The following is a 22,952-nucleotide window of genomic DNA, read 5'->3' as shown; positions in this document are numbered from 1 at the left end:
TTCTTTTGACGGATGACGTTTCCGTATTTTATCCGTTATGATTATGGGAAAAATAGACTAAATTGTGAGGACGTGGAACGGATGCGACGATTCATTGGCTCTTTGGTTGGAATAGGTTTGATCTTATACGGTAGCTTCACACTACTCTCTCATTTTTTGTTCGGTCATCCGAAAGACGAACAGTTCGTTCGCCAAGTCGCTGCCACGTATCTCGAGAATCACCACCGCGATCAATCTCTCGAAATCACGAGCGCCACTATGATGATGTGGGGAAGTGACCTTTATCTCCTCACGATCGATTCCGACACGAGCATCGACACACATTTTGAATTGCACATTACGACGGATGGTGACATCACGTTCAATGATTATGCGAACGTCACCTCAGGAATGAATACATTCGACCGGATCCATGATGCGTATCGTCGATTGGTCGGACCCGCGCTCCCAGAACATGTTCATCTGAGCGATGACGTCCTCATCCCAAAGGACGGACCCGATTCACCGGAAGAATCCTTGGACCTCCAATCTCTTCGCCTCGATCAGGACTATGACATTCAAGATATCGGTGCTAACCATGGCAGTCTATTTATTTCTGTAGATGTCCCTACCACGACGGTCAATCGTGCAGCATTTCTATTACGAGATTTGAAGCATAACATGGACGCGGCTGGCGTTCCGTTCCGAACGATGTCCGTCACGCTTCGCGGGGAGGAGGACTGGTTTTATACCGGTAGCGTCTCACGAGAAGAAATTGACTCTCCCGAGCTCGAACAAATCATCCAGCGTCAGCACGATGAGGTGATGTCACAATGAAATGGAGGATTTTCTTTCTTCTTTGCGGCACCATCATTGTCGCCACGTTCGGGGTTCGCATCGTTTTCGGTACGGATTTCGAGAAACAGCGTGTGTCGAATAGTGCAGTAGCATATGTTCGTCATACCTATCCCGCACTTGACGTGCGTGTCCAACAAGTCGACTATATGTTCCCACATAGCACGCGTTATTTCGTCACATTCACTTCTCCAACGAGTCCTGATACGACGTTCACGGTCTACGTGAAACGCAATGGACAAGTCACACACGATGATTATGATCAGGTCCATCTTCGAGAAACGACTTATCAACGGTTGAATGATGAATACGCTGCATGGACAGAACGCATCTTACGTTCTGACACGTTCCCCTACCCCATTACCTATGGACAGGGATTCATCCGTAGAAAAGAAGACGACTCAGTGGTGAAAGGCATTTCCCCGAGCGATTTAGAGTTAGACGAAGTGTTCGATCTGATTGCATATGGAACCATGTATGGTCACCTCCATCTCGACTTGTCTCAACCGACTTCAACAAAAGAATCACTTTCAGATATAGCGAGAGGAACGAGACGCTATTTCGATGACCATCAAGTCCCGTTCCATACGCTATCGCTCAGCGTGACCGATCAAGACGACATCTATTTCGTCCCCTCCCTCTTTTACGATGAATTGGAATCTCCGCTCCTCGAAGACATCATCGAAAGCCGGATCCTCACTGACTGAACGAAAAAACGGATCATCCGACATGGGGGATGATCCGTTTTCTTGCAAGCTGCACTTATTTCTGTTTGTAGAACATGATCGCCTCGTATGGACGAAGGGACAACGTCGTCACGTCGAGCTCAGGCACGTCGTAGTTGTGGCTGACGACGTTCACCCGCTCAAAACCTTCCGGGATGGTATACGTCGTTTCCGTTCCATAGAAGTTGGCGACGACGAGGAGCTCCTCGCGGTCGGTCTTCCGTGTATATGCCCAAACGTCTAACGAATCAGGCGTGAGGAGCGTATAGTCCCCGTCCGTCAAGACGTCAAGTTCTTTTCGTAATGAAATCAAGTTCTTGTAGTGGTAGAACACCGAGTTCGGGTCATCGAGCGCCGCTTCGACGTTCACGTCCTGGTAGTTCGGTGCCACGTTGATCCACGGTGTGCCGTTCGTAAAGCCGGCATGTGTCGTCGCATCCCACTGCATCGGCGTCCGTGAGTTGTCGCGTGACTTTTGTTTGATGGCTGCCATCATGTTTTCATGCGACACGCCTTCTTCGCGTTTCAACTTATAGTTGTTGAGCGTCTCGATGTCACGATACTCGTTCAAGTCATCAAAGCCAGGATTCGTCATCCCGATCTCTTCTCCTTGATAAATGTACGGTGTTCCTTGGAGACCGTGGAGCACGGTCGCAAGCATCTTCGCACTCTCGACGCGATGGTTCGTGTCGTTCCCGAAACGGCTGACGACGCGCGGTTGGTCATGGTTGCACCAGAAGATGGCGTTCCATCCTTTTCCGTGCATCCCTTGTTGCCACGTCGACATGATGTCTTTCAACTGGATGAAGTCGAACGGAGAGGCGACGAACTTCTCGCCGTTCGGATAGTCGACTTTCAAGTGATGGAAGCTGAACGTCATGCTGAGCTCGTTCTCGTCCGGGTTCGAATAGCGCACGCAATGGTCGAGCGTCGTCGACGACATCTCCCCGACCGTGATGACGTCATGCCCGTCAAATACTTCTCGGTTCATCTCTTTCAAATATTCGTGGATGCGTGGACCGTCCGTATAGAATTTCCGACCGTCCGACTCGTCTTCCGGGAAATCTTGCTCTTTTGAGATCAAGTTGATGACGTCGAGACGGAACCCTTTGATTCCTTTCTTGCGCCAGAAGCGCATCATCTCATAGACGTCTTCACGCATCTGTTCGTTCTCCCAGTTCAAATCGGCCTGGGTCACGTCGAACAAGTGGAGATAGTATTGCCCGCTCTTCTCGTCATATTCCCACGCGTTCCCACCGAACTTCGATTCCCAGTTCGTCGGCTCGTCGCGCCAGATGTAGTAGTCACGGTACCGCTCGTCTCCCGCCAATGATTTCTGGAACCATTCATGGTCTGTCGACGAGTGGTTGACGACGATGTCCATCATGAGGCCAATGCCCCGCGCCTCTGCCTCACGGATCAATTCGTCGAGGTCTTCCATCGTGCCGTAAGACGGGTCGATGGCATAGTAATCACTCACGTCATAGCCGTTGTCGTGTTGAGGTGACTGATATACAGGCGTCATCCAAATGTATTCGATGCCGAGTTCTGCCAAGTAATCTAGCTTCGCCGTCACCCCTTTGATTGATCCGGTCGCGTTCCCTTCCGGACTGTAAAAGCTTTTCGGGTAAATTTGATAGACGACTGATTTGCGCCAATTTTTCTGTGTCATCAACGACATCTCCTTTTTTGTAAGAGTTTTCATTTCAATAGGAAAGAGGGAAGAACTGCCGTCCCTCCCTCCCGAGTCAATGCTTATGCGACTTTATTTTCTTCGATTTCACCTTTTTTCATGTAGCGCTTCGACAAGATGAATGTGAGCGCGAACGGTACGATGATTGCGATGATCATCCCGACGATGAAGAGAAGGATTTTGTCTGTGAAGATCGAGAGGAATCCAGGGAGTCCTCCGACACCGATTGCGATTGCTTGAACATCGTTCAATGTGATGAAGATGGCTGCGATCGCCGACCCGATCATCGCAGAGTAGAACGGGAATTTATTCGGCAAGTTGACCCCGAACATCGCCGGCTCCGTGATCCCGAAGTAAGCCGAGATTGCTGAAGTCGATGCCATGCTCTTTTGCTTCGCGTTGTGCTTGTAGACGAAGAACATGGCGAGTGCAGCAGAACCTTGTGCGATATTTGAGAGTGCGATCATCGGCCAGATGAACGTACCGCCTGTATCTGCGATCAACTGAAGGTCGATGGCGATGAACAAGTGGTGCATCCCTGTGACGACGAGTGGTGCGTAGAACAATCCGAAGAGGAGTGCCCCGACGACCGGTACGGCTTCAAACGTGTTGACGAGTCCTGTCGCAATCACATTACCGATTCCGCGTGTGATTGGTCCAACGATTGCGAGTGCAAGGAATCCAGTGACGACGATCGTCGTGATCGGAACGACCAAGAGTTGAATCGCATTCGGTACACGTTTTTTCAAGAACATCTCAATTTGGCTCAAAATATAAGCTGCAGCGAGAACCGGCAAGATTTGACCTTGATATCCGACTTTCTCAATCTCGAACAATCCGAGGATATCGAATGTCGGTACTTCTCCTTCAAGTGCCGCTGTTCCGTAGCCCCAAGCGTTCAAGAGGTCCGGGTGGACAAGCAAGAGACCCATGACAATCCCGAGCACTTCGCTTCCACCGAAACGTTTCGTCGCCGACCATCCGACGAGTGCCGGTAAGAAGACGAATGACGTGTTCGCCATCATGTTGATGAGGTCCCAAAGTCCTTGTAAGTTCGGATAAGCCTCGATGAGCGTCTGCCCGTCGATGAAGAGACCTTCAGAAGCAAGTAAGTTGTTGATCCCCATAAGGAGACCGGCCACGATGATGGCTGGAATGATTGGCATAAAGACGTCAGAGAAGACTTTGACGAGTTTTTGAAGCGGATTCATTTTTTTGCCGCCTGCGGATTTGACTTCGGCGACCGTTGCCGCTTCGAGTCCTGCGAGTTTGATGAACTCGGCATAGACGCGGTCGACATCACCGGCTCCGATGACGATTTGATACACGCCCGAGTTCTCGAACGCCCCTTTGACGAGATCGACTTCTTTCACACGTGCCTCATCGACTTTTGACTGGTCTTTGAGGGAGAGACGGAGACGTGTCACACAATGTGCGGCTTTGTCCACGTTGTCTTTGCCGCCGATTGCTTCAAGGATGTCTGCGGCAATTTGACGATAATCTGCCTTCATGTTTATTGCCCTCCTTTGTTTGAAAACTCCTAATGAAAACGGTTACTTATGAGTACAAACAAAGTATAACTTATCTATATAAGTTAAGTCAACAACTTATATATACAAGTTTGAGTGAAGATTTTATGACCAGATTCATTGTAAAAAATTCCCTTAATCGATCTCGTTCAAACTAAAAACCTCTTCCTGTCCGAAAGAGGTTTAGCGCCGGGCGACGTCACTGAACTGGAACTTGTCCAAGCGGTGACGCGATTCCGTATATTCGAATTGTTGTCCTTCATATAAGAACGTATCGTTCGTGATGACGATGACATATTCATAGTCATGCAAATCAAGACGCATCCGGTCGAGCTCGGTCACGTCCTCTGCCGCGATCTTTCGTTTGGCGTAGCTGATCTGTAAGCCAAGCTCTCCTTCGATATATCCATAAATCGATCGAGCAGCGATTTCTTTTGTCAATCCAGGAACGAGGTCTTTGACGAAATAGTTGATGTCTAAGATGACGTTCTCCCCGTCAAAGTTTCGGACGCGTTCGATGCGAAACACATGTGTTCCCGGTTTCAAGTTCATCCGTTCGACGAGCCAAGGTGGTGCCTCCATCTCTTCGAACGCCGCGACGTGCGTCTGGATGGAGCGACCGAGCATGCTGGCGTACACTTCTGAGAAACTGACAATCCCATTGAATTGAAACTCGATCTGGTCGCGCTTCAACACGAAGACACCTTTCCCGTGGTGTTTTCGGACGTACCCGTTTTCCTGCAAGAGATCGAGTGCCTTTCGGACCGTCCCCCGACTCGCCTCGAACTGATGCATCAGCTCCGTCTCCGACGGGAGTTTCGAGTCTGCAGGTCTCGTGCCGTTCCGCATCTCTTCTGCCAACCGCTCAAATATTTGGCGATATTTCGCCATCGCATTCCCTCCTCCATTGAAAAAGACGACCAGAAACGGTCGTCTTGTGGTTTACCATTCGCGACGATACCAAGTGATGCCGATTGCACCAGGTCCGAGATGCGTTCCGATGACCGGACCGAAATGGCTTCCCGAGATGTGTGCTTTCGGGAACTTCTGTTTCATCGAAGCGATTTCTTCCGCCTGACGCTCCGGGCAGTTGGCGTGAATGATTCCGATACAGTATCCCTCACCGTCACCGGCAATCGACTCGTCCATCATTTCTTCGATTCGACGTACAGCCTTCTTATACGTACGAATCTTTTCAAATGGGACGATCAACTTGTCTTGGAAGTGTAGGACCGGCTTGATTTGTAGGAACGAGCCGACGAGCGCTTGCGCGGCGCTTAATCGTCCACCACGTTGTAGATGATCGAGGTCATCGACGACGAAATAGGCGCGAATCGAATCACGAACCGTCTCGAGTCGAGCGATGATTTCTTCCGGCGTGGCGCCTTTGTCACGGAGGTTTAACGCCTCTTCGACCATGAACGCTTGCGGCATACATGAAATCTCTGAGTCAAACGCATGAACGGTCACATCGACCATATCATTTAACGCGACCATCGACTGGTACGTTCCGCTGATACCACTTGAGAGTGTGATGGCGATCACGTCCGTCACATCATCCGGCAAATTCTCAATCAACTCGACCGTCTCACCGATGACCGGTTGTGACGTCGTCGGTAGCTTGCCTGCCTCGATTCGCTCATAGAACGCCTCCGTCGACATATCGATCGACTCGCGGTACGACGCGCCATCAAAGATGACACTGAGTGGAGCGACATGGACGTCATGTCGTGCCAAAAAATCATCCGACAGATAGGCGGTACTGTCGGTTAAAATCGCAATGTTTCCCATACTATATCCTCACTTTACGTCGTTTCATTTTTCCAATTATGTTAGGATTCCATTCCATATTGTAACACAAAAACGAGGTAAAGCATCGGCGACGCTCAAATCTCGACCCAACCCCGGCGAATCGCATCGACGACCGCTTGTGTCCGGTCGTTCACATCCATTTTACGAAGGACAGAGGACACGTGGTTTTTAACCGTTTTCTCACTGATGAACAGCATGTCACTGATATCTCGGTTCGACCGACCATCTGCGAGAAGGTGCAACACCTCTACCTCGCGACGTGACAACAATTGGTACACCGGGTCATCCGTGCGACTTTCGACGCCACGACCCGCTTGTTCCCCTTTGAATTGTAAGAGACGACGGTACTCTTTCAAGACGTTCGTCGTCACTTTCGGGTGTAGGTAAGCCCCGTCCCGAGCGACGGCACGGACCGCCGAAATCAATTCGGTCGACGCCACTTCTTTTAAAAGAAAACCAGACGCGCCCGCTTCGAGCGCATGCGTGATATATGACTCATCATCATGGATCGAGAGGATGAGGACGCGTGTCTCCGGTGACAGGAGCGACAGTTGCTTCGTCGCCTCGATCCCGTTCATGTCCGGCATGTTGATGTCTAAGATCATGATTTCCGGTTTTTGTTCGCCGGCGATGCGAATCGCCTCGCGACCCGTACGCCCTTCTGCGACGACCGTAAATTCATCTTCCAAATCAAAGATTCGCTTCAATCCTTCGCGGAACAGTTCGTGATCATCCACGATTGCAATGCGTGTCTGTGTCATTTCCATGTATGTCTTCCCCCTTGTTCTCTCACGGAATCGGAATCGACATGCGGACGACCGTCCCCTTGCCGACTTCCGAGTCAATGGTGATACTTCCGTTCACCAACTCAATTCGCTCACGCATCCCGACAATCCCAAACGACTCTTCGCCAATCGTACTCGGTTCGAAACCGATGCCATAGTCGCGGATGTGAAGGTGAATCACATCGCTCGCCTGTTCGACATTGACGATGATCTCTGGCGTCTTGGCATGCTTGATCGCATTTTGCACCGCTTCCTGCACGAGACGGAACACGTTGATTTCTAACTTCTCCGGCAGACGGGCACGTGACCCGCGATAGTTGAGACGCGTCTTGATGGCCGTATACTCCTCCGTTTGGTGGAGATAGCGCTCGAGCGTCGGTAAAAAACCTAAATCGTCAAGCGACATCGGACGCAAATCGTAAATCAAGCGACGTACGTCGACGAGTGCTCCACGAATCAACTTTTTCAATTCATGTAATTCGGCAAACGCTTCATCTTTCCCTCGTTTATCAAACGTCTTTTCAATCAAGTCGGCACGAATCAAAATGTGGGCAAGCGATTGCGCCGGTCCGTCGTGCATCTCGCGAGCGAGGTGACGTCGTTCACGCTCGGCCGCTTCGAATACACCGATGGCCATCTCCTGCTTTTTCATCATGTCCGAATATTCTTGTTGCAGGTCGTCCCGTAAGAAGTTCAAGACGACGCTGACACGACCGATCAGTTTTTCGGCACGTTCGATCGTGTCCTCTAGAATAAGAAGACGTCGTTCTAAATCGTTACGACGCTGCTGGGCCGCCATCTCTTCTTTTTGAACGAGAAACCGTTCTAATTGCATCTGATTCGCCCGTTCATAGGCGTCACGAATTTCTTGCTCACTATGTATATGAAACTTTTTACTGACTTGAACGAGCTTGGCTTTCGCGGCTTTTACGAGTCGGTCGAGTCGATCGGACTCCTCGATGTAGAACTCGATTTTATCCGTCAATTCTTTCAACTCGTTTTGAATCGCAGAATATTCAGTTGATGAACTTTCGGTTATACGGACAATCTCCTCTTTACTTTCCGTCACCGTATCAATCATATTTGTTATGATATGTTCTAAAGCTGTCCGATCGGTAATATGATTCACGATGCCATCCCCTAATAGTTCGGTAGTTAATCCTCATCTATCCTTATATATCGTCCACTTGAAAACAGGTTTACAGTGAACATGAGAGATTTTCTATAAATTGCATTCGCCAATTGAAGCGTATGTGCCTACTTGAATTCTAAAAAAAATATTCAAAAATAGAAAGGAGAATTTTCAGAAATGTCTATTGAGTCAAATTATACTATAAAACAAAGTGGAACATACGAAGTCGTCATACAAAAGTCAAAATTTATCGCCCACTTCAAACGTGTCGAAACCGAGGAAGAGGCGCAGTCGTTTATCCAAGGCATCAAAAAAGAGCATTGGAACGCAAACCATAACTGTTCTGCTTACATCATCGGGGAACGGAATGAACACCAGAAAGCGAACGATGACGGGGAACCGAGTGGTACAGCAGGCATGCCGATGCTCGAGGTGTTGCGGAAACGTCATCTAAAAGACACGGTCGTCGTCGTGACACGTTATTTCGGAGGCATCAAATTGGGCGGAGGCGGACTCATCCGGGCATACGGTGGGACTGTCAGTGAAGGACTCGATGCGATCGGGATTGTCGAACGCTTGCAAATGCAGCAATTGACGCTCACCGTTGACTACACATGGATCGGTAAAGTCGAGAACGAATTGCGACAGTCCACCTACTTGCTCGACGACATCTCGTACGCCGACCTCGTCACGTTCTATGTATCAGTGCCTGTCGAAGAAACTGAAGATGCAATCGCTTGGTTGACAGATATGACGAACGGTCAAGGCATGCTACAAACTCACGATATTCGCATCATCGAACGTGATTTCAAACGCTGAAACACTTATAATAAAAGAAACAACTGAAATGAGGAATCCACATGGAAACACCCCCACGCAAGAAAAAGTCACCTTGGAAAATCGTCCTCATCGTGTTGGGTGTCGTATTGCTGATCGGCGGTTCCGCTTTCGGCTATTTTGTCTTCAAAGCGAACGAGACCGCGGAGAACGCGAACAAAGAATTGGATCGTGGCGACAAGTCCGAACGTCGTGACGAAACCATCGACTTGACGAAAGATCACTTCTCCATCTTGTTAGCAGGGGTCGATGGCGGCGCCTCGCTCGAAGAAGGCCGAAGTGATTCGTTGATGGTGGCGACGTTCAACAAGGAATCGCGTCAAGTGACGCTCGTCAGCATCCCGCGCGACTCGTATGTCGATATCATCCTCGATGACGGAGAACCATTCAAAGACAAGATCAATCATGCGTATGCTTACGGCGGCATCGATACGACAATCGCAACCGTCGAAAACTTGCTCGATATCCCCATCGACTACTATGCGACCATCAACTTTGATGGAATCGAAGACCTCGTCGACGCGGTCGGTGGCATCGAAATCGACGTCCTCATCCCTATTTCCGGAAAAGCGACAGGAAACGTCGAGTTAGAGCCAGGCGTTCAAGTGTTGAACGGAAAAGAAGCACTTGCATACGCCCGCATGCGAAAACAAGACCCTGCCGGTGACATCGGTCGGGCCGGTCGACAGCAACAAGTGATCGAGGCCATCATCAACGAGGCGACCACGATCAACTCGTTCACCAAATTGAATCGGATTATGAATGCGGTCGGCGAGAACATTCGAACGAACATGTCCTTGTCAGAAGCCTCACAGCTTCAACCGTATACAAAATCCCTCAAGTCGTTCAATCGTGAAACACTTGAAGGAACCGATTTGACGTTGAACGGTGTCTATTATTATGAGCTTGACCCTGCTGACCTCCGGGACGCGCAAGCCCTTCTCCAAACGGAGCTTGGAATGCCCGTCACGGCGGACGAGCCATCAACCGATGAAACAGATGACTCGATGACCGAGACAACGATTTACTAAAGAAAACGGCCGATATCGCTAGGCGATACCGGCCGTTTGTTTATGTCCTCGGTCGACCAAGTAGTCGCCGAGACGTTCGGATGATGGGTTTATAGTTCGGATGAATGAGTTCCGTCGATTCGACAATCAATTCGATGACGATCAGGACCACGACGAACGTGATGACGGCACCGAGCATTGTCGTCTTCGCAAACAAGATGGATGAGATGCCGAAAAATAGCGTCATCCCATACATGAGCAGGACGGCTTGGCGCGTCGTGAACCCCATGTCAATCAACTGGTGGTGCATATGCGACTTGTCTGGTGACATCGGCGGTCGACCTTGGACAAGCCGGCGCACGATCGCGAAAATCGTATCCGAGATCGGCAAGCCGAGCAAAAGGACCGGGACGACGAGTGAAAACAATGTCACGTTCTTAAATCCGATCAGAGAGAAGACAGCGAGCATATAGCCGAGAAACAGCGCTCCCGTGTCCCCCATGAAAATCTTCGCTGGGTAGAAGTTGTGGACGAGAAAGCCGAGCGTGCTCGCAAGCAACAACAAAGCCATCATCGTCAAATAGACGTTCCCTTGAATGATTGCCAAGACGGCAATCGTTCCGAGGGCGATACTCGAGACACCCGCAGCGAGCCCGTCGAGTCCGTCAATCAAGTTGATCGCGTTCGTGATCCCAATCAGCCAAAGAACGGTGACCGGGATACTCCATGACCCGAGATACAGTTGCTGATCGAACGGGAGATTGACGAGCTCGATGCGCATCCCAGAGTTCAAGACGACGACCGTCGCAATCATCTGCCCCATCAACTTCACACGAGCAGAGAGCTGGAAACGGTCATCAATCAGTCCGGTCAGGAGAATCACGACGGCCCCGATCAAGATGGCGTCATTATAACGACTCGTCGGAAGCAGCAGCGCATAGCCGATGAAGAAGGCGATGAAGATCGCCAGACCACCGATTCGTGGCATCGTCCGTATATGTACTTTTCGTGCGTTCGGATGATCGACTGCACCGATAAAGAATGCGAATCGACGAACGAGCGGTGTAATCAAGATGGCCATTACAAAACTGACCAACATGGCAATCCATAGCATGGGCCGACAGTTCCTCTCTCAAAAAAATAGACTCTGGCGAATTATATCATATTTTGAATCGATGAGTTGTTATCAGTCCGTTTACAACAAAAAGCCGATGGGGCGTTCCCCATCGGCTCAAACTTATGAAAGTGTTACGGCTACTTCTTCTGCTGGTTCATATGTATAAAGGCCGCGGCCAATCTTTTTAATCTCTGGGTTGACCCCTTCAATCTTCACCATCAATTGGTAAATATTGCTAATGTGATGGCGGTAACGAAGTTCGAGCTCCATCTGGATATCACGTACGCTCATCGTCTGACGCTCTTTCAAAAGATCCGTCACTTGATGAACATATACTTCGAGTGGATAACGCTGATTCACACGACGTGGACGTAGGCGTTTTGATGCATCAGTCGTTGAGTCTGTTTCCTCTTTGTCCCGACTCAATTCCGCAATCAAATATTCCGCACGTCGTTGCAATTGACGATAAGATTCTTCGATTTCCATCAATTCTCGATAAATGTGTTCATTCACATTCGTAGATTCCATACACAAATCCCCTTCTACATCCAATTAATTTTAGGAATTCCCTATTTTAAATCAGTAATTCCTAATAATCCCTTGATATCTTCTATAAAAGTGTAACGGATTTGTAATGTGCTTGTCATCTCTTTTTGGGCAATATTGTCTATTCGGGACTTTTGGACTATAAAAAGACGGCGACTGTTCGGGGCAGTCGCCGTCTCACGGAAGATGATTGTAGTCCATTACACGCGAGCGCGTTCGAGGATGCGATCGAGCGAAAGTTCGTCGGTAGAAGCGACGATGAGGTCTGCATGACCAAGCATCGATTCTTCCCCGACGGCGACAGCAAACATGTTTGCCGCTTTGATTGCAGTTACGCCGGCAGCCGCGTCTTCAACGCCGATGGCGAGTTCGGGTTTCACGCCAAGGGCAGAAGCGGCTTTCAAAAACACTTCGGGGTGTGGTTTTGACTGGGCGACAGTTGCTGCATCGACAATATGGTCGAAGTAATGACGGACACCTAGTGCGTCAACGACCGCAAATGCGTTCTTTGAAGCAGACGCCATTCCGATTTTAAGTCCCGCCTCTTTGATTTCATCCAGGAATGAAACGATGCCAGGAAGAAGATCGTCAGATGAGATATGTTGAATGAGTTCAACGTAATGCTCGTTTTTCTTTTGGGCGAGTTCTTCTTTCTCTTCCGGCGTAAAGTCGTTCTGTTTTCCGCCGAGCGTAAGGATCCGCTCGAGCGATTCAGTCCGACTCACCCCTTTGAGCGTTTCGTTGAATTCGCGGTCAAATGGAATTCCGAGCTCTTCACCGAGCTGCTTCCAAGCGAGGTAATGGTACTCTGCCGTGTCAGTGATGACACCGTCCAAATCGAAAATCACTGCTTCAATCGTTGACATACATGCTTTCCGCCTTTCCTTCAAATGCTTGTGTCGTCAGACTACATTTAGGGAACTTGACAAGTACCCGTCGCACGTTTGGTCAATGATGCAAACGGTTGCACTTGTTCGATTTCTATTATAAATGAAAACGTTATCTTGATGCAACCGTTTTCGCAAAAATCAAAAAAAGAGAAGAGCTCTCTGCTCTCCCCTCTCATTTACAGTTGGATTCCTACGACTTTCACGTTCACCGAACGTGGTGTCATCGCAAGCATCGTATCCATATCTTGCGTGATTCGCTCTTGAACCGCCGTCACCGTTTTGATGATCGACTGCCCATATGCGATATAAAGTGACAAGTTGATCGTGATGCCTTCTTCTGACTCATCGACTTTCACATGCTTCATGAGCGCACGCTCTGACAATTTCGTGTCTTCTTGCGTGAAAGATACGTGTTTCGTTTCTTTGACCGCGACTGCGGCGATCATTTCTACGACGTGACGTGAGACGTTCACGTCACCTTCTGTGCTGTGCATTCCATTTTCGTATGGCATAGGGTCACTTCCTTAACTCTAGTTTCGTTTCCTCTTTATAAAGTGTAGCGGAAATGAAGCGTTTAGAAAAGACTTTACCCTTTCACACCTTTCGTATTTTGTACGCGCCTCACGTCAATCTCGACGAGCGGACGTAAGAGACGAACCATCGGCGGACTGATAATCACGAGTACCATCACGAATGCGACACCGAACAAGACGAGCAATTGCATCCACGACGTCGGCATGAATCCAGCCGGGACGAACGCCTTCCAAGCGACGACAAAGAATACGTGAACGAGATAGACATATAAGCTATATCGACCAGCCCTCGAGAAGATTGGTAGTCTTCGTCCCGGAATGATGAGCGCGAAGCTGATCGACATGAGGAGCGACACCGTATAGACGATCAAGAATGCGAACGGTCCGCTCCACATCGCCTCCGGTACCGCCGTATCATAAGCGAAGCGGAACTTGAACAAGTTTCCGATGTGATAGAACGCGTCGGCCTGTTGGACGCGCATGGAGATCAATAGGCCAATCGTCAATGTGACAAAGACGATCGCTCCCCCAATCCGGTAACGGTTCCGTTGTTCGGCCCGTTTCGGCAGCTCGAAGAAGTTGAGTGTGTTCCGTTCGGACATCCAGTTCCCAATCAAGAAGAACGGATAGAACATGATCACTTTTCGTAACGCGAAATAACCAGTCGCCTCCGCCTGGAACCCGAACAGGAGCGCAAATAGAAGCGCGTATAGCACATACCCTTTCAGCTGCGTCACGTACGGGGTGATGATGTACCAGAAAATGATCGCCATCAAATACCATAGTGCCCAATACGGTTTCAACAGATTCAGTCCCGGATTCTCCAGCGAGAAAATTGGGATGCCTTCTGTGAAAGCGAACCATGACCCGAGAATGACTTGCCAGATGACGTAGACGACGAACAACTGGATCACACGTAAATAACGGTTCTCCCGATAGAAGTAACCGCTTAGCATAATGAATAACGGCATATGGAAGGTGTACAGGAACAAATACACCCACTTCGGAAGAATGTCGTCATAAGCGCCGCGGACGTCCGTCAACAGGTGACCGAACACGACGAGTAAGACGAGTACTCCCTTAATATTGTCATACCAATAATTTCTCATAACATTCCCTCTAGTTCTTTATGATGATTGCGATGAAGCTGACCTTCATGTTTTCACGTTCAATTCGCACACGGACTGCATGGAAGATCAGATGGAAAAATCCCTCACCTATCATAATCGATTCCCTCGCCAAGTGAAATTACGTTTCAACAAAATTTTCATGTCTTCACTGTCATCATTCCCATAATTCGATGATTACAAGCCGAAACGTCAAAAAATCCTCACGATTCAGCACGTTGTGGGCGTATTCAAATAGACGGGATTGGGTACAGTATAGTATAGTAGTGTTACTAAATATTCAGAATATTCTAATAAAGGAGGTGGAGAGAATGGCTTCGATCATCCGGAATCGACATCATATGGTGCACGACCCGAAACGTTCATTCTCTAACTTCGGATTCTGGTGGTTAATCAGCAGCTTTTCCGTCGGGCTACTGATGGTGGCCTTTGAGTCGGTCCGTAACGGGTTCTCTGCCATTCATCCTGTGTTGTCTAGTATGGCCTTCCTCGGTCTCACGTTCGCGCTCGGTGTCTGCGCCAAATTAGTCCGTGACGTCTGGTGGCTCAACTATCTGCTCGAGCGCACCCAAAACCGGTACTTATACATCGGTGGCGACACGCTTCAGAGCTGGCAGTATACGCTCGACTCGATCTGGTTGCTCACGCGAACCTCACAAAAAAAGCTCGGCCGATTGTATATCCAAATCGACCGAACCGTGCATGCTGAGGAAGCGAAACGCTTATTCGCCGCCTATTTGATTGACCGAGGTGTCCTCGTCGTCTATTCTCGTCCGAACAAACCGAAAAAAATGGCTTGAACGAATTAGTCGAGGTGAGCGGCGATCCATGTCCGTGCCGCCTCGACTTCTTCCATGCGCACTTCATGCCCACCCGTATGATAGAAGAGCTCGACGTCCGCTCCGGCATTCCGGAGTGTCGATGTCAGCTCTTCTGTTTCTGCTTTCGGGCAAATCGGATCGCGCTCACCTGCTGAGATGAATACGTTCGTACCTGACAAGTCAGGCAATGTGAGCGAACGGTCCGGGACCATCGGATGGAACAAGAGTGAAGCGGCGAATGCTGGTTGACGGTATAGTGCCGAACCGATCAAGTTCGCCCCGTTCGAATATCCGATTGGAATCATCTTGTCCCGTTTGATTCCATATTCCGCTGCCGCATCATCTAAAAACTGAAGGAAGCGCTCCGTCTGTTTCTTTAAATCTTCGAGGTCGAGCACGCCTTCCGCGTGACGACGGAAGAAGCGGGTCATCCCATTCTCAAGGACGTCCCCTCGTAGCGTCAGGACGTTCGATTCCGGTGATAACTCTTTTGCGAGCGGGATCAAGTCTTGCTCGCTCCCCCCTGTTCCGTGCAATAAGACGAGCGTCGTCTCTTTCGTTCCTTGAATGAATTGATGAATCATATCCGTTCTCCTTTCGGGATTGTAATCGTTGGTAGCGTGCGGACAATCTTGTCACGGTCCGCTTCAAGCCATGGTGGTAGGCGTAACGTCTCACCGAGCGTGTCGATGGATTCGTCCACGGTGAACCCAGGTACGTCTGTCGCGAGTTCGTGTAAGATCCGTCCGGCATCGTGGAAATAAACCGAGCGGAAATAGTTTCGTTCCTTCACTTCGGTCGGTCTAAGCCCAAGGTCAAAGATGGCATCTTGCCACGTCGGATAGTGTTCACCGTCCGCGACTCGCCAAGCGATGTGGTGAACCGTCCCCGTTCCGGGCACACCGTTCGGAAGAATCGTCTTTTTGACGTCGATGATGTTCCCATAGTCAGCCGTCCCTTTCAAACGTACCCATTCCTCGTCTTCTCCGACTCGTTCAAATCCAAACAGTTCCGTCAACAAGCGTACGGTCTCGTCTGGTGCTTTTGATAATAATGTCGCGCCCGCGAATCCGACGATCGCCTCATCCTTCGTGACGCCTGGGATGACCCAGTGCGTCTGTTTCGTCGTCGGTCGAGCGACGAGTTCGACGACGAGTCCGTCCGGGTCTTCAAACAGAAGTGACGGCTCCTCGAACCGTTCCGTGGCGACGGTCGCAATTCCATGCTGTTGTAATCTTTCTTCCCAGAACGGTAAACTTCCTGCCGGCACGAGATATGTCGTCACACCGACTTGACCGCTCCCGACCTGTCCTTTCCCTAACCCAGGGATTGGGAAGAAGGTAATGACGGTTCCCGGTGTGCCGACCTCGTCCCCGAAATAGAGATGATACGTACCCGGGTCATCAAAATTGACGGTCTGCTTCACGAAACGAAGACCGAGTACTTGTCCATAAAAATCAAGTGTACGTTGCGGGTCTTGTACCATCGATGAGATGTGATGGATGCCTGTAGATTGCGTATTCATTGTCATCCTCCTTTATTATCTTGATTTCAAGATAAATCATTTGTTAGAAAAAGTGAAACTTTTTGCTCACGGTGGCGTACGATAAGAAGAGAGACATTCTAAGGAGGTATAAGAACATGGCATTACAGATTGAACGAGTCACCAAAGAATTCGGTGACTTCACCGCTGTCGACGATCTCACGTTCCGCGTGCCACAAGGAGAGATGTTTGGTCTTCTCGGAGCGAACGGTGCCGGCAAGACGACGACGTTCCGAATGATCCTCGACATTTTGAAACCGACCGATGGAAGCATCACGTGGAACGGCAAAGCGGTCGACCATCGGATTGTCGGATACTTACCCGAGGAACGAGGACTGTACCCGAAGTCACAAGTGCGCGAACAACTCGTCTTTTTAGCCAGTTTGAAAGGCATGCGTTCAAGCGATGCCAAACGTGCGGTCAAATCTTGGCTCGAACGGCTAGAGATTCCTCAGTATGAGACGATGCGCGTCGAGCAACTGTCAAAAGGGAATCAGCAGAAAATCCAACTCGTTGCCGCCCTGCTCCACAACCCCGAGCTCGTCATCTTAGATGAGCCGTTCAGTGGACTCGATCCGGTCAACGTCGAGATCCTGAAACGCGAGGTGCTCGCTTTGCGTGACGCCGGAACGACCATCGTCTTCTCGAGTCACCGAATGGAACATGTCGAAGAGCTCTGCCAACATGTCGGGATCTTAAAAGGTGGACGTGCCGTCGTCAGTGGTGACGTGCCATCCATCAAGTCGCGATACGCCGAGCCGGCCCTCTTCATCGAGACGGACCAGATTCACGTACTCGAATCACTCCCGGTCATCGAGACGATCGAACCGTATAAGTCCGGTCATTTAGTACGTCTACATTCATTTGATGATAGCGACGTCGTCCTATCGACACTCGTTCGCCATCAGGCGAACGTGAAGACGTTCATGCGCCAACCGGTATCGCTCAATGACATCTTTATCAAGGAGGTCGGACAGCATGTTTCATAACTTTGGACCGCTCTATGCATTCACCCTCAAATCGAGGATCCGTTCGAAAGCGTTCGTCATCTCGACGGCGTTGACGATTCTATTCATCTTCGGATTTACGAACATCGACCGCATCATGTCCTCGTTCGAGGATTCAGAACAAGCGAGCGCCCTCGTCGTAACGGAAAACACAGCGCTCGTCGATACGATACAGTCGCTCGGCTATGAAGACGTTGCCACGAGTGACATCACCGAAGAGGAGGCACGCGCCGGAATCAATGACGGCGAATACGGAGTCGTTGCTTTTGTCGACGGTTACGACGCCCGTGTCATCTCGGAACGACCAGAGCAGGAATTCACGACCATCTTGCAAACGTCGCTTCAGCAATTGCGTAATGCGGAATTAATTGAATCAGCCGATGTCGACCCGGCCGTCATCACGGCTCTCAGTGAACCAATCCAGCTCGATGAGTCGTATCTCGGGCGCGGAGGCGAGAACTCGGATGAGCTGCTTTCGTCTTCGGCACTCGTCTATGTCATGTTGATGCTCCTTTACATCTCGATCATTACGTACGGATCGATGATTTCGACAGAAGTGACGACCGAGAAGTCGTCGCGTGTCATGGAATTGATCATCTCGACGACGCATCCGGTGACGCACATGCTCGCCAAAGTGACCGCCATCGGGACGCTCGCCCTCATCCAGATTGGGATTTTCCTTGGGTTTGGTTATGTTAGCGCGAGCGGCAGTGAGTTAGCGACGACCGTCATCGAAAACGCCGGGAATGCGCGAGCTGTCATCTACTTGCTCGTCTTCTTCCTACTCGGTTACTTGTTGTACGCGTCACTCTTCGCCGTCCTCGGCTCGCTCGTCAGCCGCGTCGAAGAATCCCAACAGATGGTCATGCCGGTCATCATGCTTCTCGTAGCAGCGTTCTTAGTGGCGATGTTCGGCTTGAACAATCCGGACGCGACCATCGTGACGATTCTCTCCTTCGTCCCGTTCTTCGCCCCGATGCTCATGTTCCTCCGGGTCATGCTCGTCGATGTGGCGGTGTGGGAGGTCGCCCTCTCAATCGGCTTACTCATCGGAACGATCGGCGTGACGCTTTGGATCGGCTCGAAATTCTATCGTGGCGGCGTCTTGTTCTATGGAACGAACGCCATTAAACAATGGCGACAAATATTACAAAACCGCCAATAACGTTTACAGCAAATTCGTTTTCGTTTACTCTAAAGAATGTGCAAAATGAGGAGGAAAACGAACTATGCGATCACGATTACTCGCGGCCTTAATCTTTACGTTTATGACGACGCTCACGACGTTCATCTGTTATACCGTCTTCTTAGACGCGGATGCGTTATGGCAAATCCTGCTTGCGTATGCAGGTAGTACGTTTATCGGAACGCTCGCGTTTTGGTATCCGGTCAGCAGACGTCCACAAACGTCTCGCTTCGGTGGCGCATGGATCGGCATCATGATTACTGCAACGACACTCATTGGCTTCACCGTCATCCGCTTCACATTCCGCGGCGACGCAGCAGCTCTGCTCGACTGGCAAACGGTGCTGGCGAGTCTCGCTTACACGTTCGGGTATGTCGGATGGGTGCTCACAATCTTGAATATCGTGCTCGGCTTTTTACTTGCCGGCACTCGTCCGAAAGTACGCTACGAAGCGCGTCCGATGCGCTGATCAATGAAAAATGACCAGGAGAGTGATTCTCCTGGTCATTTTTTTCGTTCTATATCATTGCAATTTATATGATTTGTCCACGACGCCGTACTCTGCATATTGGAAGGAGTTATCCGCGAACTGGTCGGGGACGAGTCGTTCCACATAACGAGCGAACGGGACGATGTGACGATTTGGATTTGAATCATGGGACCGTCCAAGGTCAAGGACGGCGTCGACGAGTGCTTCGAGGGCGTGGTGCGACGTCGGCTCTTCGTCCTCTTCAAAGATTCGCTGCAATTCCTCTTCATGCATCAAGTCGAAGATGCGCATCCGCTCCTCGAGTTGTCGCTGCATCTCCTCGACGGACTTCCCGTGCATCGCCTCTTCATAGGCGAGCTTCATCTGTTCGATTTCGGGTACTTTCCCTCGCATCAACACTTTGAGCGACTCCCCCGTCCAAATATGACGCGCCAAATAATTGGAATCGATGCGCAGAGCTTCTGCGAGCGCCTCTATGTAAGGCATCGTCGGATAGACCTCACTCAGTTCCGTACGTCGAATAAAATATGGGGCGACGCCGATTTGTTCCGCAAGCGTTTCAATCGATAATCCAGCCCGCTCTCGCAAGATTCGAATCCGGTCCCCGTATCCCCGGTATGGTGCATTTTTACCATCCATCTCATTTCCCCCTTCCCTCTCTTTATTATAATTCCCGAATTCACAAAAAAATACTCGGAAGCATAGGCTCCCGAGTCATGAATCGTTCTCTTATTTCTTCGTCAATTCGACGACTTCTGAAGATCCAGCTGTCACCGTGTCGCCTTCTGCGACAAGTTTGTTCACGCCGAAGCTGTCATGGTTCGTGATGATGATCGGAGTGATTGTCGATGGAGCGTTCGCTTTGATGAAGTCGAGGTCGAACGTGACAAGCGGATCGCCAGCTTTGACAGATTGACCTTCTGTGACGTGTGTCTCGAAGCCTTCACCTTTAAGGTTGACCGTATCCAAACCGATGTGGATCAAGTACTCTGCACCGTTGTCCGCGTTGATACCGATCGCGTGTTTCGTCGGGAATACCGTTGCGATTGTTCCGCTAACTGGTGAAACGACTTTGCCTTCAGTCGGCTCGATCGCAATTCCGTCACCCATCATTTTTTGTGAGAATACTTGGTCCGGTACGTTCGTGATGTCGACGATCTTTCCTGTAAGCGGTGAAACCGCGTTGAGTTGTTCTTCTTTACCACCAAATAGTTTTTTAAAGAATCCCATAGCTTAATCCCTCCAACATGTTCTATTGAATCGAAGTCTTCCCTTTTATACCCGAAAAGCTAAAACTTCAATCCCTACCTTATTAACGGTATAGTAGTAATAAGGTAGTGCGAAATCGTTTTACACATCGTAAGAATACGAGTGTGCAATCGCTTTTGCAAGCCCTTTTTACACTTTATAAAAATTTCACACGATGGAGGCGCTTACAATGACGACTTTCACAAAATTGTCATATGAACGGCCCGACTTGGACGCTTTAAACAGCAGATTGTCGGACTATTCTGCCGAATTACAGCAAGCGAGCACACTCGAAGAAGCGAACGAACTCATTCGCCAAATCAACAAAGAACGAAACGACTTTGAGACACAAAGTCAACTCGTCGCGATCCGACACTCGGTCGACACACGCGACGCTTTTTATGAGGAAGAACAATCTTTCTTCGACGATGCACTACCGGTCTATGAGAAAGAGATTCAAGCATACTACCGCGTCTTGACGAACCACGAGCTTCGTTCGGAACTCGAAGCGGAATGGGGTAGCCAGTTGTTCTCTCTCGCCGAGCGTGCACTCGAGACGTTCGAGGAGTCGCTCATCCCGAAATTGCAGGAAGAGAACCGCCTCGCGACGGCTTATCAAAAGGTCATGTCGGCGGCACAGATTGAATTTGACGGCAAGACACTCAACTTGTCACAGTTCGGTCCATACCTTCAGTCACCTGACCGCGATGTCCGTAAAGCCGCATCCGTCGCCCGCTATACATACCTTTCTGACAACGGTGACGAGCTCGACCGGATTTACGGGGAACTCGTACGGGTTCGGACAGAGATTGCCCATGCACTCGGCTTCCCGTCTTTTGTTGAACTCGGTTATGCCCGCATGCAACGCGTTGGATATGACGAGTCGATGGTCGACAACTTCCGCAAACAAGTCCGCGACGTCATCGTCCCGCTCGCTTCTGCGTTAAAAGAGAAGCAGGCGAAACGCATCGGTGTCGATCATCTCTACTATTACGACGAGTCATTCGTCTTCCCGGACGGTAACGCGACACCTCAAGGGGATGAGTCGTTCATCATCGAAGGCGGCAACAAGATGTACCAGGAACTCTCGAACGAGACAGACGAGTTCTTCCAATACATGCAAGAACGCGGCGCCCTCGATTTGACGGCGAAACCAGGTAAAGCTGGCGGCGGATATTGCACGTACTTGCCTTCTGAAGGTCTCCCGTTCATCTTCTCGAACTTCAATGGGACAGCCGGAGACATCGACGTCCTCACACACGAAGTCGGTCACGCCTTCCAAGTGTACGAGAGCCGTCATTTGACGACTCCAGAATACGCCTTCCCGACATATGAGGCGTGCGAAATCCATTCGATGTCGATGGAGTTCTTCTGTTGGCCATGGATGGAGCTCTTCTTCGGCGACCAAGTCGACAAGTACAAGTTCAACCACTTGGCTGGCAGCATGACGTTCCTTCCGTACGGCGTGCTCGTCGATGAGTTCCAACACGTCGTGTACCGCAATCCGGACATGACAGCCGCCGAGCGTCGTCAAGCATGGCGCGACTTGGAGAAAGTGTACCTTCCGCATCGTGACTACGAGACGAACGACTATCTCGAATCAGGTGCATGGTGGCACCAACAAGGGCATATCTTCCAAAGTCCGTTCTATTATATCGACTACACGCTCGCGCAAGTGTGTGCGTTCCAGTTCTGGGTACGCATGCATGAAGACCGTGAAGCGGCATGGAGCGATTATCTCACGCTTTGTCAGGCCGGCGGAAGCCGCTCGTTCCTCGAACTCGTCGAACTCGCGGGTCTCAAATCGCCATTCGCAGACGGCGTGTTGAAAGAAACAATCGATCAAATCGAAGACTATCTCTTGAAACATCCGCTCGCGAACTAACAAGAAAGACCATCGAAAAATCGATGGTCAGCTTGTTGACAAATAACATGTTCGAACTCGTCCTTCCGGCGCCCACGCTTTCCGCAGGCAATCCCGGAGCCGCATCGCGACTTAAGTCGCTGCTGGGTCTCCGTCGGATTGCTTTCCTGCAGGAGTCGGGGCGCCGTGGGACGAGCCACACGAATGGTCGCCACCTTTGGCG

The 22,952-nt window shown here is 50.2% G+C and carries 24 protein-coding genes; 9 read left to right on the top strand and 15 right to left on the bottom strand.

The window, feature by feature from the left end:
• The first annotated feature begins 81 nt into the window (after window positions 1-81).
• Complete coding sequence (locus KNO92_RS02565) at window positions 82-816, top strand: hypothetical protein (protein WP_214693674.1); 735 nt, start codon at window positions 82-84, stop codon at window positions 814-816.
• Window positions 813-1,541, top strand: a complete 729-nt coding sequence (locus KNO92_RS02560) for a hypothetical protein (protein WP_214759993.1) — start codon at window positions 813-815, stop codon at window positions 1,539-1,541. Before KNO92_RS02565 ends, KNO92_RS02560 begins: the two co-directional genes overlap by 4 nt.
• Before the next feature lie 55 nt (window positions 1,542-1,596).
• On the opposite strand, the gene treC is transcribed toward KNO92_RS02560, so the two are convergent.
• The 6 genes from treC to KNO92_RS14960 form a co-directional block, all read right to left on the bottom strand.
• Entirely contained in the window at window positions 1,597-3,231 is a 1,635-nt protein-coding gene (gene treC / locus KNO92_RS02555) for an alpha,alpha-phosphotrehalase (protein WP_214759992.1), read from the bottom strand.
• Window positions 3,232-3,314: 83 nt separating this feature from the next.
• Window positions 3,315-4,763, bottom strand: coding sequence for a PTS system trehalose-specific EIIBC component (treP, locus tag KNO92_RS02550; protein WP_214693690.1), 1,449 nt, complete (start codon window positions 4,761-4,763; stop codon window positions 3,315-3,317).
• 201 nt (window positions 4,764-4,964) lie between these two features.
• Window positions 4,965-5,672, bottom strand: a complete 708-nt coding sequence (gene treR / locus KNO92_RS02545) for a trehalose operon repressor (RefSeq protein WP_214693692.1) — start codon at window positions 5,670-5,672, stop codon at window positions 4,965-4,967.
• Between the two features lie 51 nt (window positions 5,673-5,723).
• Complete coding sequence (locus tag KNO92_RS02540; RefSeq protein WP_214693694.1) at window positions 5,724-6,572, bottom strand: DegV family protein; 849 nt, start codon at window positions 6,570-6,572, stop codon at window positions 5,724-5,726.
• Window positions 6,573-6,667: 95 nt separating this feature from the next.
• Window positions 6,668-7,360: a response regulator transcription factor gene (locus KNO92_RS02535; protein ID WP_271305325.1), complete on the bottom strand. Its 693-nt coding sequence runs from the start codon at window positions 7,358-7,360 to the stop codon at window positions 6,668-6,670.
• A gap of 22 nt (window positions 7,361-7,382) precedes the next feature.
• Window positions 7,383-8,507, bottom strand: coding sequence for a sensor histidine kinase (locus tag KNO92_RS14960; protein WP_214693695.1), 1,125 nt, complete (start codon window positions 8,505-8,507; stop codon window positions 7,383-7,385).
• 180 nt (window positions 8,508-8,687) lie between these two features.
• Between KNO92_RS14960 and KNO92_RS02525 the strand changes: the two genes are divergently transcribed.
• Both KNO92_RS02525 and KNO92_RS02520 read left to right on the top strand, forming a co-directional pair.
• Window positions 8,688-9,329: a YigZ family protein gene (locus KNO92_RS02525; RefSeq protein WP_214693697.1), complete on the top strand. Its 642-nt coding sequence runs from the start codon at window positions 8,688-8,690 to the stop codon at window positions 9,327-9,329.
• Between the two features lie 41 nt (window positions 9,330-9,370).
• Window positions 9,371-10,378 (top strand): LCP family protein, encoded by a 1,008-nt coding sequence (locus KNO92_RS02520; RefSeq protein WP_214693705.1) that lies wholly within the window; start codon window positions 9,371-9,373, stop codon window positions 10,376-10,378.
• A 40-nt stretch (window positions 10,379-10,418) separates the two neighbouring features.
• Here the strand turns inward: KNO92_RS02520 and KNO92_RS02515 are convergent, their stop codons facing one another.
• From KNO92_RS02515 to KNO92_RS02495, 5 genes are all read right to left on the bottom strand, one after another.
• Complete coding sequence (locus KNO92_RS02515) at window positions 10,419-11,471, bottom strand: glycosyltransferase family 4 protein (protein WP_214693706.1); 1,053 nt, start codon at window positions 11,469-11,471, stop codon at window positions 10,419-10,421.
• A gap of 123 nt (window positions 11,472-11,594) precedes the next feature.
• On the bottom strand, window positions 11,595-12,002 hold the full coding sequence (locus tag KNO92_RS02510) for a Rok-like winged helix domain-containing protein (RefSeq protein ID WP_214693715.1): 408 nt from the start codon (window positions 12,000-12,002) through the stop codon (window positions 11,595-11,597).
• A 218-nt stretch (window positions 12,003-12,220) separates the two neighbouring features.
• Window positions 12,221-12,886 (bottom strand): beta-phosphoglucomutase, encoded by a 666-nt coding sequence (gene pgmB / locus KNO92_RS02505; protein ID WP_074033782.1) that lies wholly within the window; start codon window positions 12,884-12,886, stop codon window positions 12,221-12,223.
• 200 nt (window positions 12,887-13,086) lie between these two features.
• Window positions 13,087-13,422, bottom strand: coding sequence for an Asp23/Gls24 family envelope stress response protein (locus KNO92_RS02500; protein ID WP_074033784.1), 336 nt, complete (start codon window positions 13,420-13,422; stop codon window positions 13,087-13,089).
• Window positions 13,423-13,496: 74 nt separating this feature from the next.
• Complete coding sequence (locus KNO92_RS02495) at window positions 13,497-14,552, bottom strand: acyltransferase family protein (RefSeq protein WP_214693722.1); 1,056 nt, start codon at window positions 14,550-14,552, stop codon at window positions 13,497-13,499.
• 329 nt (window positions 14,553-14,881) lie between these two features.
• Here KNO92_RS02495 and KNO92_RS02490 point away from each other — a divergent pair, with 329 nt between their 5' ends.
• Window positions 14,882-15,370, top strand: coding sequence for a hypothetical protein (locus tag KNO92_RS02490; protein ID WP_214693723.1), 489 nt, complete (start codon window positions 14,882-14,884; stop codon window positions 15,368-15,370).
• A gap of 5 nt (window positions 15,371-15,375) precedes the next feature.
• On the opposite strand, the gene KNO92_RS02485 is transcribed toward KNO92_RS02490, so the two are convergent.
• Both KNO92_RS02485 and KNO92_RS02480 read right to left on the bottom strand, forming a co-directional pair.
• On the bottom strand, window positions 15,376-15,975 hold the full coding sequence (locus KNO92_RS02485) for an alpha/beta hydrolase (RefSeq protein ID WP_214693725.1): 600 nt from the start codon (window positions 15,973-15,975) through the stop codon (window positions 15,376-15,378).
• Entirely contained in the window at window positions 15,972-16,916 is a 945-nt protein-coding gene (locus KNO92_RS02480) for a ring-cleaving dioxygenase (protein WP_214693727.1), read from the bottom strand. The genes KNO92_RS02485 and KNO92_RS02480 overlap by 4 nt, the downstream gene beginning before the upstream one ends.
• Window positions 16,917-17,032: 116 nt before the next feature.
• On the opposite strand from KNO92_RS02480, the gene KNO92_RS02475 reads away from it, so the two are divergent.
• From KNO92_RS02475 to KNO92_RS02465, 3 genes are all read left to right on the top strand, one after another.
• A complete protein-coding gene (locus KNO92_RS02475; RefSeq protein ID WP_214759991.1) occupies window positions 17,033-17,923 on the top strand; it encodes an ABC transporter ATP-binding protein in 891 nt (296 codons plus the stop codon).
• Window positions 17,913-19,106, top strand: a complete 1,194-nt coding sequence (locus KNO92_RS02470; protein ID WP_214693730.1) for an ABC transporter permease — start codon at window positions 17,913-17,915, stop codon at window positions 19,104-19,106. The genes KNO92_RS02475 and KNO92_RS02470 overlap by 11 nt, the downstream gene beginning before the upstream one ends.
• 64 nt (window positions 19,107-19,170) lie before the next feature.
• On the top strand, window positions 19,171-19,596 hold the full coding sequence (locus KNO92_RS02465; RefSeq protein ID WP_214693732.1) for a hypothetical protein: 426 nt from the start codon (window positions 19,171-19,173) through the stop codon (window positions 19,594-19,596).
• 54 nt (window positions 19,597-19,650) lie between these two features.
• On the opposite strand, the gene KNO92_RS02460 is transcribed toward KNO92_RS02465, so the two are convergent.
• Complete coding sequence (locus KNO92_RS02460) at window positions 19,651-20,256, bottom strand: helix-turn-helix domain-containing protein (RefSeq protein ID WP_214759989.1); 606 nt, start codon at window positions 20,254-20,256, stop codon at window positions 19,651-19,653.
• Between the two features lie 90 nt (window positions 20,257-20,346).
• Window positions 20,347-20,847: a PTS sugar transporter subunit IIA gene (locus KNO92_RS02455; protein WP_214759987.1), complete on the bottom strand. Its 501-nt coding sequence runs from the start codon at window positions 20,845-20,847 to the stop codon at window positions 20,347-20,349.
• A 208-nt stretch (window positions 20,848-21,055) separates the two neighbouring features.
• Between KNO92_RS02455 and KNO92_RS02450 the strand changes: the two genes are divergently transcribed.
• Window positions 21,056-22,750 carry a M3 family oligoendopeptidase gene (locus tag KNO92_RS02450; protein WP_214693742.1) on the top strand — a complete coding sequence of 565 codons (1,695 nt, stop codon included), beginning with the start codon at window positions 21,056-21,058 and terminating at the stop codon, window positions 22,748-22,750.
• The last annotated feature ends 202 nt before the right edge of the window (window positions 22,751-22,952 follow it).

The sequence above is a fragment of the Exiguobacterium sp. s129 genome, assembly GCF_018617585.1.
GTDB classification, from domain to species: Bacteria; Bacillota; Bacilli; order Exiguobacteriales; family Exiguobacteriaceae; genus Exiguobacterium; species Exiguobacterium aestuarii_A.
The sequence above is the reverse complement of the archived record's forward strand: the minus strand, read 5'-3'. Positions and strand labels throughout refer to the sequence as shown.

Bases quoted from the DNA above. Each gene is read 5' to 3' on its own strand.
- KNO92_RS02510 (WP_214693715.1), bottom strand. From the start codon at position 12,002: ATGGAATCTACGAATGTGAATGAACACATTTATCGAGAATTGATGGAA.
- KNO92_RS02470 (WP_214693730.1), top strand. From the start codon at position 17,913: ATGTTTCATAACTTTGGACCGCTCTATGCATTCACCCTCAAATCGAGG.
- KNO92_RS02515 (WP_214693706.1), bottom strand. From the start codon at position 11,471: ATGCTATGGATTGCCATGTTGGTCAGTTTTGTAATGGCCATCTTGATT.
- KNO92_RS02565 (WP_214693674.1), top strand. From the start codon at position 82: ATGCGACGATTCATTGGCTCTTTGGTTGGAATAGGTTTGATCTTATAC.
- treP (WP_214693690.1), bottom strand. From the start codon at position 4,763: ATGAAGGCAGATTATCGTCAAATTGCCGCAGACATCCTTGAAGCAATC.
- treR (WP_214693692.1), bottom strand. From the start codon at position 5,672: ATGGCGAAATATCGCCAAATATTTGAGCGGTTGGCAGAAGAGATGCGG.
- KNO92_RS02465 (WP_214693732.1), top strand. From the start codon at position 19,171: ATGCGATCACGATTACTCGCGGCCTTAATCTTTACGTTTATGACGACG.
- KNO92_RS02540 (WP_214693694.1), bottom strand. From the start codon at position 6,572: ATGGGAAACATTGCGATTTTAACCGACAGTACCGCCTATCTGTCGGAT.
- KNO92_RS02495 (WP_214693722.1), bottom strand. From the start codon at position 14,552: ATGAGAAATTATTGGTATGACAATATTAAGGGAGTACTCGTCTTACTC.
- KNO92_RS02500 (WP_074033784.1), bottom strand. From the start codon at position 13,422: ATGCCATACGAAAATGGAATGCACAGCACAGAAGGTGACGTGAACGTC.
- KNO92_RS02485 (WP_214693725.1), bottom strand. From the start codon at position 15,975: ATGATTCATCAATTCATTCAAGGAACGAAAGAGACGACGCTCGTCTTA.
- KNO92_RS02460 (WP_214759989.1), bottom strand. From the start codon at position 20,256: ATGGATGGTAAAAATGCACCATACCGGGGATACGGGGACCGGATTCGA.
- KNO92_RS02475 (WP_214759991.1), top strand. From the start codon at position 17,033: ATGGCATTACAGATTGAACGAGTCACCAAAGAATTCGGTGACTTCACC.
- KNO92_RS02525 (WP_214693697.1), top strand. From the start codon at position 8,688: ATGTCTATTGAGTCAAATTATACTATAAAACAAAGTGGAACATACGAA.
- KNO92_RS02455 (WP_214759987.1), bottom strand. From the start codon at position 20,847: ATGGGATTCTTTAAAAAACTATTTGGTGGTAAAGAAGAACAACTCAAC.
- KNO92_RS02520 (WP_214693705.1), top strand. From the start codon at position 9,371: ATGGAAACACCCCCACGCAAGAAAAAGTCACCTTGGAAAATCGTCCTC.
- KNO92_RS02560 (WP_214759993.1), top strand. From the start codon at position 813: ATGAAATGGAGGATTTTCTTTCTTCTTTGCGGCACCATCATTGTCGCC.
- KNO92_RS02535 (WP_271305325.1), bottom strand. From the start codon at position 7,360: ATGGAAATGACACAGACACGCATTGCAATCGTGGATGATCACGAACTG.
- pgmB (WP_074033782.1), bottom strand. From the start codon at position 12,886: ATGTCAACGATTGAAGCAGTGATTTTCGATTTGGACGGTGTCATCACT.
- KNO92_RS02480 (WP_214693727.1), bottom strand. From the start codon at position 16,916: ATGAATACGCAATCTACAGGCATCCATCACATCTCATCGATGGTACAA.
- KNO92_RS02450 (WP_214693742.1), top strand. From the start codon at position 21,056: ATGACGACTTTCACAAAATTGTCATATGAACGGCCCGACTTGGACGCT.
- treC (WP_214759992.1), bottom strand. From the start codon at position 3,231: ATGACACAGAAAAATTGGCGCAAATCAGTCGTCTATCAAATTTACCCG.
- KNO92_RS02490 (WP_214693723.1), top strand. From the start codon at position 14,882: ATGGCTTCGATCATCCGGAATCGACATCATATGGTGCACGACCCGAAA.